The following is a 14,839-nucleotide window of genomic DNA, read 5'->3' as shown; positions in this document are numbered from 1 at the left end:
AGCCTACTCTAAGCTTAATGGCTTGAGAGTGAGGCGGACCATATAATTAAGCCCCGCAGAAAGCGAGGCTTAAAGTATTTTTAACGAACATCAATTTGCACAGGCTAAATCGCGTTCATCAAATAACGAAACGTATTAACGCAGGCCGTGTAAGAACTCGTGGCGCGTTGCTGGGTTTGATCTGAAAATACCGCCCAGAGCTGTCGTTGTCGTTTCGCTGGTTGCGTCCATTACACCGCGAGATTTAACGCAGTAGTGAACCGCATCCATGGTTACAGCAACGTCATCAGTTTCGAGTAACGTTTGAAGTGCAACAAGGATCTGCTGAGTCATACGCTCTTGAACTTGTGGGCGCTGAGCAAAGAATCGAACAATACGGTTAATCTTTGAAAGGCCGATAATTTTCCCGCGAGGGATATAAGCGACCGCAGTCTTACCATCAATCGTCACTAAGTGGTGCTCACAAGTACTGGTCACGGTAATGTCTTTTACACGTACCATCTCACGAACGCCCATCTTGTTTTCGATTACAGTAATTTTAGGGAAATTGGCGTAATCCAAACCAGAGAAAATTTCATCCACGTACATTTTAGCAATACGTTGCGGTGTTTCTTCCAGACTATCGTCCGTAAGATCAAGTTCAAGGAGAGTGAGAATCTCACGCATATGGTGTTCAATTCGTTCCTTTTTCTCTTCTCGGCTAACCTGGTTTGGACTCATTGGCGTCTCTAAACCACGGCTTGCTAGCGCATCTTTAACCAACTTCGCTGATTCGCTAAGACCTGACATTGAACTTCCTCTTTTATTACCCCTTCTGGATGGCAAACAAGGATACTCGTAATTTTGAATAAATACACCCATATTTTAAGGGAGGTCATTATTTACGGGGCTTAAACTATGCTAAAGTGGCTGCAATTTCGTTGGCGAACCATCATGATTTGATAATTATTGAATCCCCATTGCCAACCACCAAATCAAAATAATAACGATCAAAGGATTTCAATTATGGGCTGCTGCGACGCTCCGGGCTTAATGCCAATTGAAGAAGCACTAGATAAGCTGCTGTCACCAATCAAACCAATCCAAACAACCTTGACTCTGCCACTTGCAGATGCATTGGGTTACGTACTTGCTGAAGATATTCTTTCCCCTATTTTCGTACCTCCTTTTGATAACTCAGCAATGGACGGCTATGCACTGCGCTTAGCAGACCTTGAGAACGGTAAAGTGCTACCATTAGCAGGCAAATCTTTTGCAGGCCAGCCGTTCGAAGGTGAATGGCCAAGCAATAGTTGTATTCGCATTATGACTGGCGCAAAAATCCCTGAAGGTTGTGACGCTGTCATCATGCAAGAAAATACTGTCGAGACTGACGGTGGTATTGAGATTCAACAAGACGACATCAAGCTGAACAACAATATTCGCCCTACGGGTGATGACATCAAACAAGGTGATATCGTTCTTAGCCGAGGTGAACGTTTAACACCTCGTGATATTCCGATGATTGCTTCATTGGGTGTAAGTCACGTGACAGTGCTACACAAACCTAAAGTCGCTTTCTTCTCTACTGGCGACGAACTAAAGCCATTAGGCCAGCCTCTTGAAGACGGTCAGATCTACGATAGCAACCGCTACGGCATTAAACCGCTGATTGAAGCGTTTGGTTGTGAAGCGATTGACCTAGGCATTATTCCCGATTGCCCTGCAACGCTTAAAGAAACCTTCGAGAAAGCACAGCAAATAGCAGACGTGGTTGTGACTTCTGGTGGCGTAAGTGTTGGTGAAGCGGATTACACCAAAGACATTCTTGAAGAGCTAGGGCAAATCGGTTTTTGGAAACTGGCAATCAAACCGGGTAAACCATTTGCATTCGGTGAACTGGATGATGCGTGGTTCTGTGGCCTACCGGGCAACCCAGTATCTGCAATGATGACCATGTATGTTTTGGTTCAACCTATGTTGGCTAAACTGGCAGGTCACACAGCATGGACAAAACCAGAATCGATTCCGGCTATCACCAAGTCTGCATTCAAAAAAGGCCCAGGCCGTACTGATTACCAACGTGGAATTTACTCGATTGAAAACGGTCAGTTTGTCGTAGAAACAACAGGCAACCAAAGTTCAGGCGCTTTCCGCTCAATGAGCTTAGCAAACTGCTTTGTGGTTCTAGAGCGTGAACGTGGCCGTGTTGAAGTCGGTGAAACGGTTCAGATCCAACTGTTTAACTCGACGCTTTACTAACGAGGCTTACTGATGGAAATACTGTCTGACGCTGAGATGCTTCGCTACAACCGTCAAATCATCCTTAAACAGTTTGATTTTGAAGGCCAAGAAGCTCTGAAACAGAGCTCAATCTTGGTTCTGGGTGCCGGTGGCTTGGGTTGTGCTTCTGCCCAATACCTTGCGACTGCGGGTGTTGGTAAGCTGACACTGATTGACGATGATGTTGTTGAACTTTCAAACCTGCAGCGACAAGTGCTTCACACCGATGCTGACATTGGTAAGAAGAAGGTTGATTCTGCCGCTGAGTCTTTACAGGTTTTAAACCCTCACCTGACGATTGAAACTGTCAATCACCGACTTGATGATGAAGCGCTAGCAAGTTTAATCGAAGCACACTCTCTTGTTCTTGATGCTAGCGACAACGTTGAAACGCGTAATCAACTTAACCGCTTATGCTACGCATCTAAAACGCCATTAGTTTCTGGTGCTGCGATTCGCATGGAAGGACAGATTAGCGTATTCACTTATCAAGATGAAAACGCACCATGTTACCAGTGTTTAAGCGCGCTATTTGGTAACGCAGCACTGAGTTGTGTTGAAGCAGGCGTTATGGCACCTGTTGTTGGTATGGTAGGCGCTGCTCAAGCTTTAGAAGCGATTAAGGTGATTGCTAAATTCGGGCAGCCAAAACAAGGCAAGCTTTTGATTCTCGATGCCATGTCACACAGTTGGCGCGAAATGAATTTGATGAAGATGCCGGGCTGTTCAGTGTGTCGATAGACTAAACCATATCCCCTCCTATCGAGAACCTAAGCCTTGACTAAAAGTCAGGGCTTTTTTAGGCCTCAACATCAGCGTTTCAAATCGCTTTATCAATTTGAAATACTCTATGAGAAATTAGTTTCATTTGAGTTCTCATTTTGAGAATACAATGACAAACCTAAAAACAAAAAAATAAAAACACTAAAAATCAACAAGTTAAAATTGGCACGTAACTTGTAAAAGTATCTGTACCTTCCATCACAAGGATGTAGATATGAGAATTACAACGTTAAGTTTGCTATTAAGTGCGCCTCTAGTCGCCAACGCAACACCATTCGACACTTGCCCCAGTCAGGCTTACCTCTTTCAGTCTAAACCCGTAGAGGTTTGGGGTGTAAATCTAGTGACAGGTTCAACCACCCTGTTGGAAGACGATACGGGTATGAATGCCAACATCAACGGCGTCGGTTTCGATTTCGAAGACAGATATATTTATGGCTACGACACCACCAACAAACGCTTAGTGCGTCTTGGCAAAGACTTCCAAGCAGAAGTTATCAATACGAGCGGCTTACCAACCGATCACACTTTCTATGTCGGCGACGTCTATGACCATGTGTATTACCTTTACCGCACCGGGAAAGGCTTATTCACCGTTGACCTATCGCCGTTAGACGCCGACCCAAGCGCGACTGTTACAGTTAACAAAATAGCTGGGAGCCCGGCAACCGTAAAACTGACTGATTTCGCCTTCCATCCAAGTGACGGTTCTTTGTATGGTATTGATAACGATTCGGGTGGCTTATACAGCTTCAACCCTACAACTGGTGCAGAAACCTACATCGGTGACACCGGAGAAACAGGCACATTCGGTGCGGGTTATTTCGATGTAAACGGCTATTACTACGTATCTCGAAATCAAGACGGGAAAATCTACCGAATCAACCTATCTCCCGACAACGCGACCAATATCGCAGCAGGGATTGTTCCAGCTGTTGAATTTGTATCGAATGGCCCAGCTTCTGGTCAAAATGACGGCGCTCGTTGTGCGAATGCGCCTGTTGTTGATGAAGATTCCAACATCGACTTCGGTGACGCTCCAGATACATACCTAACATTATTAGCAAGCAACGGCCCTCGACATGAACTGGATGGGGTGACTTGGTTAGGTACAGATGCGCCAGACGCCGATCTTGATGGCTATGTAACTCCGCAGTCGGATGAAAGTGTTGGCATTGATGATGAGTGGGCAAACGGCGGTATCGGTTTTGTTACTGCGCTTGAAGCCGGGCTTGATTCGAAAGTGGTGATTGAAGCTTCTACAACCGGTTACCTTTCAGCTTGGATAGACTGGAACCAAGATGGCAGCTTCGATGACGCCAACGAACAAGTGTTTACAGATTACCTGTTAGATGCTGGTGAAAACGATCTGTTCTTAAACGTCGATATCAACGCACTTACTGGTACTACGTGGGCTCGATTTAGATTCAGTCAACAAACCAACCTAAGTTACTTTGGCGGTTCAACCTCTGGTGAGGTGGTCGATATTCAAGTCGATGTTCTTAACGATGGCGCCACCGCTCGTTACTTCCCAAGTGCTTCTGGTTACGCAACGCTTGCGTACGAAGATAACTGGCCATATAAAGCTGACTACGACATGAACGATGCTGTTCTTATGTATCGCATTACCGAAATCCTTAAAGATGGAAAAGTCGTTAAGTCTACGATAGACGGACGCTTAGCTGCTGTCGGGGCATCGTACAGAAATGGTTTTGCTGTTCGACTTCCCAACTTAGACCCGAGCTTAGTGAGTAGTGGTAACTCTTACATGAAACACAATGGTGTATTCACTGACCTTGACCTAGAAGATGGACGTAGCGAAGCAATATTTGTAATCGCCAATGACCTGACAGAAAAAATCAGCACTGGTTGTACCTTCTACCGTACCAGTAATGGATGTAAAGAAGATGAGCAGTTCTCATTCCAAATTGGTATTTCTTTAGCCGGTGACGGTGTGGGTACAGACAATTGGACCGATATGCCTTACGACCCGTTCATTTTCGCAACGCCTGGGTATTATCACGGTGAAAACCTACCTCTTCATCCAGGACGTAGCTGGGAGGTTCACTTGCCAGACCAAGCTCCAACCGAGGCATTTGACACTACTAACCTCTTTGAAGCTGGGTTAGGCGTTGATGACAGCAATCCATCAACAGGTAAATACTTCAAAACAGCAGAGAACCACCCTTGGGCGCTAATAGTGACATCGGATGACGAATGGGAGTGGCCTCTAGAGTACGTCGATATTGTTACCGCTTACCCAGAGTTTAAACAATACGCAGAATCCGGCGGTGAGACGAACCAAACATGGTATCAATCACCTGCAGACAACCAACGTTACGAACCATAAGGAGAGACGTTATGACTATTCACACTAAACAATATCGAGACAATCATTGCGTTGATTCAAATCGCAATCTCTCTGAGGAAAAACGTATGTCTGTACAAAGCACTTGGAACATTAAAAAGTCACTAGCCGTTATTTTAGCTTCAGCGCCATTAGTATTAGTCGGTTGTGGCGGTGGCGGTGGTGGTGGTGGAGGCGGCAGTGCATCTACTCCATCGACATCTACACCCACGACACCTGCAACACCGTCGACTCCGGTCAGTACAGTGACTGCACAAGGTTACACCATGGAGGATTTAGTTGTACCTGACGGATTCAATTATGACTCTGTTGAACAGTTTGATCTCGACATCGACATCAGCAACATTTCAACAGACCGTTCTTTTGTGACCGTCTACAGCCGTTTTAGTACAAGAGATGACTCAACCTTGAAGCCAGATTACTCCAGTAAAGTCATTGCAGGCCCATTGGACAATGGTGTGTTCGCTTCCAACTTTGCAGCACCGGTAAACCATGAAGCCCTCTTGATAGAGATTTGGTTTTACGATGGTCAACCTCCATTACAACAAGTGGTTTCAAGCGGTGATTCTCAGATAGTTTGGTAGTTGATGGCGGCACTAAAATCTGTAGAACTAAAAGTGAGCAGAAATGCTCACTTTTTTGTTTTCGTCGAATTGCGGTTAATTCAGTTTTCTTAGCCAGTAGCATTCACTTTACCGCCAATCTCACTTATATTTTCAATACAACCTTCAAAGACTTACTCTCATGAAACTATTAAAAATAGGTCTAATTATCTTAATGTTTGGCGTAGGCGTATTAATTGCCCTTGCCTACTTCCCGCTAACCTCTGAGACGGGGCAACGCATTCAAGCCAAAGTCATTTCGAACACGCTCACTCAATCCTTAGATGGCCACAGACGTTATCTTACGGTTCAGACAAAAGATAATGACGTATTTCGGGTCTCTATTGCTCCTACCACAGACTGCCCTATTGATTCTGTGGTTGCGCTTGATACATTAAACAATCAAATAACCGGACAAAGCAGTTATCAGTTCATCCACTGTCGAGCCGCACAGTAGCTATCGATACAACAACGGTATTCGTAGAAACGACAGTAATCGCTATAACACTGTATTCACTAAAACAGCAGTACTGCTATAACAGCAAGAATCGCTAAAACAACAAGAATGGATATAACAATAATGAATCAGCCACTCATCTCACCACAACAACTTCAACAACGTTTGCTAGCAGAAGACAACATCATCCTCCTCGACGCCAGTATCGAGTTTCAAATTCCAAGCGAGTCAGAGAAGATCAAAGGACAAATGATTCCTGGGGCTATTCGTTTTGACTACGACAAAGACTTTTGTAACAAGCACACTCTGCTTCCTCACATGTTCCCGAGCGAAAAACACTTCAACACTCGCGCAAAAGAAATTGGCATCAATCAAGACAGTACGATTGTGGTATACGATAACTCTGGAACCTTCGCTTCTCCCCGTGCGTGGTGGATGTTTATGGCAATGGGACACAACGACGTATTCATCTTAGATGGCGGTTTGCCCGCTTGGATCGACGCCGGTTACGCCACTCAGACTGACTATCGCACCGAAGTAAAGGCGGGCAATTTTGAAGGCCATATTCAAGACAACTACTTTGTCAGTGCTCAGCAGATTGAATGTTACTCAACTGGCAAGAGCGCAAACATTGTAGATGCTCGTTCTCAAGCTCGTTTCGATTCAGAAGTTCCTGAACCACGTGAAGGCTTGCGTAGTGGCCATATACCAAATTCGATTTGCCTACCGTTTGCCCAAGTACTCGATAACGGTAAGTTAAAGCATCAAGAAGAGCTTATTGATATCTTTTCAACGTTAGAATTAACGCCTTCTCAACCTATGTTCTTTAGCTGTGGCTCTGGCGTAACAGCCTGCATCATATTATTAGCCGCTAAACTCGCTGGCTATAACGGTGAAATGGGTGTTTACGATGGCTCATGGACGGAATGGGGTGCTAACGACAAACTGCCTATTGCCGTGACTAAAAAGTAATTCAACTTCGCTTACTGCCACTGTTAGAATATACTGCGCATGCATAAAGAGCTTACTGATAATGATGGCCTCACGTCTCATGAAGTAAGCCTTTATGTCGCAGTTAACGCTATGTTCATTTGAGACTAAGACTTGATTCACGCCATTTGATTTGTAACCCACATCAACTTGCTAACCATAATTCGTGATTAATCATAAACTAATCGTTATCGACGTTATGAATGCTAATTTTTCACTCAAGAATCTCTGCTCATAGTCGTTACACTATTTAATCATTAATACTTTCATCATTGATGTTTGTATTTTTCGTTGCATGAATCGCGCTGACGACCCAATAGTTTGTCACTTGCAGTCTGTTAAAAGTAGTAACCAACAAAAGGCATATCATGGCTCTATTTAAGAAAAATATCTGGTCGCTGTACGCGTTTATCGTACTACTGACCCTGATACTTTTCGCCGCGTTGGGTATAACAAACTGGAAAGCGAACAGAGACGATTTCACAGAGCAGCAACACATTCAGGTTGAGCTTTTTTCTAGCTCCGTCAATTCGCTGCTGACCAGTCAAGAAGCCTTGTTAGAAGTGGTTGGCCATCAACTGGCTCAACAGTCTGATTTCACACGTACTGCGTCTATCCAAATTCGGCCAATTTTAGACAAGCTACTTGAGACCCACCCTGCGATAGCAGCGTTTGGCTTGTTGAACACCGACGGTGATTACCTCTCGATCAGCTCAAATCTCGAGCTTGCGAATCAAAGGAACTTGCTGCAATACGCGCCAACAAGAGACTCCTTTTTAGACGCCCTATCAAGCAGTAGCATGGTGCTTGGCCGTACCTATTTTCAAGAATCGTTGACTAGCTTAGTTATCCCGCTGAGAAAATCCATTTCAATCGATGGCAAGAAAACCGATGCAGTAATGACCGCAGGGCTACGACTAGACGCAACGATCGTATTTGAAAATAATGCTCACGCCGGAAGTTTCAATACACTAAGCCTGATCAGAAAAGACAGCTATCGCCAGTTTTATTCAAGTGATATCGAATCTGAGAGTGCCTATTCCTCTCCAGTCGGCAAAGATGTCATACAGCGTATTGCACGCACCTTTACCGACCACTTCGGAATTAGCGTACAAGAAGCGATGAATGGGCAAGAAACCTACTCTTTTGTCGTCGACGATGAACAATACCACTCTTTAATGAGCGCAAAATACATCCCGAACTACAAATTATGGGTGGTAGGACGCACGGATCTAACTCACGTCGATGGCATATTCATACAAGAGTTCAGCATTCTTTTCATTGCCTTTATTTTTCTTCAGTTTGGTTTCTACTTTTTGGTTAAGTCGATTGCCAAGAATGAACAACGGACTCGTAGCCAACTCATTTATCAGGCGAACCATGACCCATTAACCTCTCTGCCAAACCGTTTGTACATGCGTAAAAACATTGGTAAATGGATTGACGATGAGTCAGAGCCATTTTCGCTATTGTTTATCGATATAGATAACTTTAAATGCGTCAATGACACCCATGGGCATGACTTTGGAGACAAGGTTCTCAAACAGATCGCTTTGCGTTTGATGAGGTTCCGATCTCGCCTCAGCCTCTTAGTACGTGAATCAAGTGATGAGTTTTTATTCTTAACGCCCTTGTCGAATGAAGCTGAAATCAAACGACTCGCCAAGCGCATTATTGAAGTGCTTTCTCAACCTTATGAAGTTGAAAGCGCTCAGTTTTTGTTAGGTTGCAGCATCGGCGTAGCACGTTTCCCTGAACACGGAAAAGATCTGGATAGCCTGTTACGTTCTGCCGATATTTCGATGTACAAAGCAAAACAGCAGCAAAACTCATACAGTATTTTCACGACGGCAATGCAAGACGCCCATCTCTACAAAATGAGAGTGGAGCAAAAACTACGTATTGCTATCGAGAAACAGACGTTATTCATGGTTTTTCAACCACTGGTTCGTGCTGATAAAAGCATTCATGGTGTTGAAGCACTCGTTCGCTGGATTGATGACGAGCTGGGCTTTGTTCCACCTGATGTCTTTGTACCTATAGCTGAAAGTACAGGTTTAATGCAAAAACTGGGCGCTTTCATCATTGAATCCAGTGTCATGCAAATCGCGCATTTACATAGAACCACAGAACAAAAAATCGGATTGTCGATTAACATATCCGTTCGCCAATTTTCTCATAAATCGTTCTCTGAACACTTGTTCGCGACACTAGATAAGTATCAACTCTCTCCTAGCTGTTTAACGCTAGAAATTACGGAGAGCTTGTTCATTGAAGATGTGATTTTGGTTAAACCGACTTTTGAAGCCCTGAAAGAGAAAAATATAAAGATCTCTTTAGATGATTTCGGCACTGGTTATTCGTCACTGAGTATGTTGAAAGCACTGCCTATCGATGAACTTAAAATCGATAAGAGCTTTATTGAGAACATTGCTGTCGATCAGCAGTCACTGACTATGGTGCAAAACATCATCGCAATTGGTAAGAACTTCGGCATGGTGGTATTGGCAGAAGGCGTAGAATCGAACGAGCACTTCGCTATTCTAAAGGCATGTGGATGTGACTTGATGCAAGGCTATTACTTCTCTCGCCCTATCCCTTACGAGGAGCTGTGTGAGTATTTAGCGCCAATTCAGATTGAGACAATAGAACAACCAGAACCGACGGCATAACTGTCGGTTGATCTCATTTAGCTCGCGAATAACGCGATGAATCAAAAAAGGGAGCCTAGACAGGTTCCCTTTCGTTTATCAATAACACTTGTACCTTAACGATTTTCGTCTAACTCAGCGTGCTTCATCTGCTCATCTAAGTTAAGTACCGTTAAAGCATTGCTCACGCTGGTTGCTATAACATCGACTACGCCGGTTCTTAATGCACCTAATAAAGCTAATGGCTTACTGTTCTCGGCAGCGATGGCAATTACCTCAGCGATTGGGCGGAACTCTTCCAGGCCTAAGCCGATGACTCGGTCACTCATTACTGTGTTTGCGGCTTTGCCGTGTACATCAAAAAAGTCATAACCCGCAAAGTCACCGACCACGCCTTGTAGTAAACGAGATTGGACGACCTCTCCCGCCGTAAACCAACCTAGGTCGACCATGTAGCTGTTTTCACTCATATCACCAATACCGACTAATGCAACATCTGCCTTACGAGCTAGATCGAGTGTTTGCTTAACGGTGCTGTTTTCCATGAACGCGGATTTTTGTGCTTTGTTCTCTGCATAAGCAGGCGCATACAAGGTTTCAGAAGATCCACCGTATTTCTTGGCGAGTTGTCTACATATATGGTCGGCATTAAACATACCGCCTCTTGGGTGAATGCCGCCGATACCACATACGAATTTACAGTCACGTGGGGTAATTACCCCAGTATGGTGAGCAACCGACGATACGTTTCGGCCTTGGCCAACCGTGACTACCATGCCGTTTTTTAGGGTGCTCGTTAGGTAGTTCGACACCAAACCCGCAACCTGTAACCGCTGCTTCTCTTCATTTGGTTGGTCTAGTGCAACCAATGCACGCTTAACACCAAATCGTTCGATCAAACGTTGTTCGATCTTCGCGCTGAATACTGGGTGGTATTTCACGGTGATCTCGACAATCCCTTCATCGCGGGCTTGCTTGAGCATTCGACCAACCTTTGCACGAGAGATAGAGAATTTTTTAGAGATCTCTTCTTGTGTAGCGCCATCTTGATAGTAAGCAACGGCTACTTCAGTGAGGAGATCAGTATTTTCTTCGGAAACATCTTGGATATTCTTACTCATATACCACTCAACCAATATTTAACAATTATTTTACCTGCTGCACTTCCTAATAAAGGAGAGCTCAGTAAGTGATACACAAGCTTACACCCTGAACATATGTAACATCAAGGAGCATTTGATCAGCATAGTGTCCTTGATTTTACTGTTGATTAATTTACCTCACTTTGCCCGCTAAACGTTTGCTTGCATACCCCATGGTTACTAGAGCGAAATATATTTGACTGAAGTCACCATACAGCACTATTTACCGTTGACTTTGGGGCTAGATCGGATAAATATGGCTACATCATTTACTCATCGAGCGATCAAATGTTCTGTGCAAATGTTCGTTCGGAGAAAAATTTAAATTAATGTAAGTTTGACTCACTGGTACAACCATGAGGAACTTCATTAGTTCGCTTGCAAATGCCCACACCTCTCCCATTAAAGGGGTGTTCTGCGATACATAGGATGATCAAAATGAGCAATAAATTAGAGCAACTTCGTAAACTAACAACTGTTGTAGCTGACACTGGCGATATCGAAGCTATCAGCAAGTACACTCCTGAAGATGCAACAACTAACCCATCTCTAATTCTTAAAGCCGCTCAAATTGCTGAGTACGCACCTCTAATCGATGCTTCTATCGAATACGCTAAAGCGCAAAGTGGCGACAAAGCACAACAAGTTCAAGACACTTGTGACATGCTTAACGTGAACATCGGTAAAGAAATCCTTAACGTTGTACCTGGCCGCATCTCTACTGAAGTAGATGCTCGTCTTTCTTACGACATGGAAGGCAGCGTTGCTAAAGCTCGTCAACTTATCAAAATGTACAACGACGCTGGCATCACTAACGACCGCATCCTTATCAAACTTGCTTCTACTTGGGAAGGCATCCGTGCTGCTGAAATCCTAGAGAAAGAAGGCATCAACTGTAACCTAACGCTTCTATTCTCTTTCGCTCAAGCTCGTGCTTGTGCTGAAGCTGGCGTATTCCTAATCTCTCCTTTCGTTGGTCGCATCATGGACTGGTACAAAGCGAAAGAAGGTCGCGATTTCGAAGCTTCAGAAGATCCAGGCGTAATCTCTGTTTCAGACATCTACAACTACTACAAAGAGCACGGCTACAAGACTGTTGTTATGGGCGCAAGCTTCCGTAACATCGGCGAGATCCTTGAACTTGCTGGCTGTGACCGTCTAACTATCGCTCCTCAACTTCTAGCTGACCTAGAAGCAGCTGAAGGCGAAGTAGTAGAGAAGCTAATCGACTCTAACGGTACTAAAGAGCGTCCTGCTGCAATGACTCACGCTGAGTTCCTATGGGATCACAACCAAGACCCAATGGCTGTAGAGAAGCTAGCTGAAGGCATCCGCAACTTCGCCGTAGACCAAGGCAAACTAGAAGACATGATCGCAGCTAAGCTGTAATCACTACCGAATAAATAAGAGGAACGAATTTCGTTCCTCTTTTACATCTATCCACGAATTTTTAATTTCGAATCAATTTTGGAAGCAATTATGAACCGCAAACATCTAGCTAACGCTATTCGTGCTCTAAGCATGGACGGCGTACAACAAGCAAACTCTGGTCACCCTGGCGCACCTATGGGTATGGCTGACATCGCTGAAGTACTTTGGCGCTCTCACCTAAACCACAACCCGTCAAACCCAGAATGGGCTGACCGCGACCGTTTTATCCTGTCTAACGGCCACGGCTCAATGCTGATCTACTCTCTGCTTCACCTAGCAGGTTACGAGCTTTCAATTGAAGATCTTAAGAACTTCCGTCAACTGCACTCTAAGACTCCAGGTCACCCAGAGTACGGCTACGCACCAGGTATCGAGACGACTACAGGTCCTCTAGGTCAAGGCATCACCAACGCTGTTGGTATGGCGATGGCTGAGAAAGCACTTGCGGCACAGTTCAACAAAGAAGGCCACGACATCGTAGACCACTACACTTATGCATTCATGGGTGATGGCTGTCTGATGGAAGGTATCTCTCACGAAGCATGTTCTCTAGCGGGTACGCTAGGTCTTGGTAAGCTGGTTGCTTTCTGGGACGACAACGGCATCTCTATCGATGGCGAAGTTGAAGGTTGGTTCTCTGACGATACACCTAAGCGTTTCGAAGCTTACGGCTGGCACGTAATCCCAGCAGTTGATGGTCACGATGCTGACGCTATCAACGCGGCTATCGAAGCAGCTAAAGCAGACCCTCGTCCAACTCTAATCTGTACTAAAACAGTGATTGGCTTTGGTTCTCCAAACAAAGCAGGTACGCACGACTGTCACGGTGCACCATTAGGCGCTGATGAAATCGCAGCAACTCGTAAGCAACTAGGTTGGGAGCACGGTCCTTTTGAAATTCCGTCGGAAGTTTACTCAGAGTGGGATGCGAAAGAAGCAGGCGCAGCTAAGGAAGCAGCGTGGAACGAGAAACTTGCAGCTTATGAAGCAGCATACCCTGAGCTGGCAGCTGAATTCAAACGCCGCGTAAACGGTGATCTTCCTGCGCAGTGGGAAGAAAAAGCATCGGCAATCATAGCTGATCTTCAAGCTAACCCAGCAAACATCGCATCACGTAAAGCATCTCAAAATGCGCTAGAAGCGTTCGGTGCTATGCTACCTGAATTCATGGGCGGCTCTGCTGACCTTGCGCCTTCTAACCTGACTATGTGGTCTGGTTCTAAGTCTCTTGAAGCAAATGACTTCTCTGGTAACTACATCCACTACGGTGTACGTGAATTCGGTATGACGGCTATCATGAACGGTATCGCTCTGCACGGTGGTTTCGTACCATACGGCGCAACGTTCCTAATGTTCATGGAATACGCTCGTAACGCTATGCGTATGGCTGCTCTGATGAAAACTCAGAACATCCAAGTTTACACGCACGATTCTATCGGCCTAGGCGAAGATGGCCCTACTCACCAACCGGTTGAGCAAATCGCTTCTCTACGTCTGACTCCAAACATGAGCACATGGCGTCCATGTGACCAAGTTGAGTCTGCTGTTGCTTGGAAACTGGCAATCGAGCGTAAAGATGGTCCTTCTGCACTTATCTTCTCTCGTCAAAACCTTGCACAACAAGATCGTGACGCTGAGCAAGTAGCAAACATCGCTAAGGGTGGTTACATCCTTAAAGATTGTGCTGGCAAGCCAGAGCTAATCATCATTGCAACGGGTTCTGAAGTTGAGCTAGCGGTTAGCGCTGCTGATGAACTAACAGCTGAAGGTAAAGCGGTACGCGTAGTATCTATGCCTGCAACTGACGCATTCGATAAGCAAGACGCTGAATACCGTGAGTCTGTACTTCCATCTGACGTTACGGCACGTATCGCTGTAGAAGCTGGCATCGCTGACTTCTGGTACAAATACGTTGGTTTCGGTGGCAAGATCATCGGCATGACAACGTTCGGCGAATCTGCACCAGCAGGCGAGCTATTCAAGATGTTCGGTTTCACTACTGAAAACGTAGTAAACACAGCAAAAGAGATTCTTGCTTAGTCTGCTAATCCGTTAGCTGATTTCTAAGCACATAATAGAAAGCCCTACTCTTTTGAGTAGGGCTTAATTATATGGTCCGCCTCACTCTCAAGCCATTAAGCTTAGAGTAGGCT

The 14,839-nt window shown here is 45.0% G+C and carries 11 protein-coding genes; 9 read left to right on the top strand and 2 right to left on the bottom strand.

Annotated features, from left to right (window positions below; genetic code table 11):
• Nucleotides 1-135: 135 nt before the first annotated feature.
• On the bottom strand, nucleotides 136-789 hold the full coding sequence (gene folE / locus OQJ75_RS22120; protein WP_017061725.1) for a GTP cyclohydrolase I FolE: 654 nt from the start codon (nucleotides 787-789) through the stop codon (nucleotides 136-138).
• A gap of 216 nt (nucleotides 790-1,005) precedes the next feature.
• On the opposite strand from folE, the gene moeA reads away from it, so the two are divergent.
• The 7 genes from moeA (at nucleotide 1,006) to OQJ75_RS22085 (ending at nucleotide 10,134) form a co-directional block, all read left to right on the top strand.
• A complete protein-coding gene (gene moeA, locus OQJ75_RS22115) occupies nucleotides 1,006-2,241 on the top strand; it encodes a molybdopterin molybdotransferase MoeA (RefSeq protein WP_265974883.1) in 1,236 nt (411 codons plus the stop codon).
• A gap of 12 nt (nucleotides 2,242-2,253) precedes the next feature.
• A complete protein-coding gene (gene moeB / locus OQJ75_RS22110) occupies nucleotides 2,254-3,003 on the top strand; it encodes a molybdopterin-synthase adenylyltransferase MoeB (protein ID WP_265974882.1) in 750 nt (249 codons plus the stop codon).
• Between the two features lie 256 nt (nucleotides 3,004-3,259).
• Complete coding sequence (locus OQJ75_RS22105) at nucleotides 3,260-5,395, top strand: LruC domain-containing protein (RefSeq protein ID WP_265974881.1); 2,136 nt, start codon at nucleotides 3,260-3,262, stop codon at nucleotides 5,393-5,395.
• Nucleotides 5,396-5,406: 11 nt separating this feature from the next.
• Nucleotides 5,407-5,997: a hypothetical protein gene (locus OQJ75_RS22100; RefSeq protein ID WP_265974880.1), complete on the top strand. Its 591-nt coding sequence runs from the start codon at nucleotides 5,407-5,409 to the stop codon at nucleotides 5,995-5,997.
• 160 nt (nucleotides 5,998-6,157) lie between these two features.
• Nucleotides 6,158-6,472, top strand: a complete 315-nt coding sequence (locus OQJ75_RS22095; RefSeq protein WP_265974879.1) for a hypothetical protein — start codon at nucleotides 6,158-6,160, stop codon at nucleotides 6,470-6,472.
• A gap of 123 nt (nucleotides 6,473-6,595) precedes the next feature.
• Entirely contained in the window at nucleotides 6,596-7,444 is an 849-nt protein-coding gene (locus tag OQJ75_RS22090) for a sulfurtransferase (RefSeq protein WP_265974878.1), read from the top strand.
• Between the two features lie 386 nt (nucleotides 7,445-7,830).
• Nucleotides 7,831-10,134 (top strand): putative bifunctional diguanylate cyclase/phosphodiesterase, encoded by a 2,304-nt coding sequence (locus OQJ75_RS22085; protein WP_265974877.1) that lies wholly within the window; start codon nucleotides 7,831-7,833, stop codon nucleotides 10,132-10,134.
• 95 nt (nucleotides 10,135-10,229) lie between these two features.
• On the opposite strand, the gene OQJ75_RS22080 is transcribed toward OQJ75_RS22085, so the two are convergent.
• On the bottom strand, nucleotides 10,230-11,234 hold the full coding sequence (locus OQJ75_RS22080) for a sugar-binding transcriptional regulator (protein ID WP_265974876.1): 1,005 nt from the start codon (nucleotides 11,232-11,234) through the stop codon (nucleotides 10,230-10,232).
• Between the two features lie 459 nt (nucleotides 11,235-11,693).
• Between OQJ75_RS22080 and tal the strand changes: the two genes are divergently transcribed.
• Both tal and tkt read left to right on the top strand, forming a co-directional pair.
• Entirely contained in the window at nucleotides 11,694-12,644 is a 951-nt protein-coding gene (tal, locus tag OQJ75_RS22075; RefSeq protein WP_029223051.1) for a transaldolase, read from the top strand.
• 90 nt (nucleotides 12,645-12,734) lie between these two features.
• Nucleotides 12,735-14,726 carry a transketolase gene (tkt, locus tag OQJ75_RS22070; RefSeq protein ID WP_265974875.1) on the top strand — a complete coding sequence of 664 codons (1,992 nt, stop codon included), beginning with the start codon at nucleotides 12,735-12,737 and terminating at the stop codon, nucleotides 14,724-14,726.
• The last annotated feature ends 113 nt before the right edge of the window (nucleotides 14,727-14,839 follow it).

It is taken from the genome of Vibrio sp. 14G-20 (assembly GCF_026241515.1).
GTDB lineage: Bacteria > Pseudomonadota > Gammaproteobacteria > Enterobacterales > Vibrionaceae > Vibrio.
This window is presented reverse-complemented; position numbering and strand designations above follow the sequence as displayed.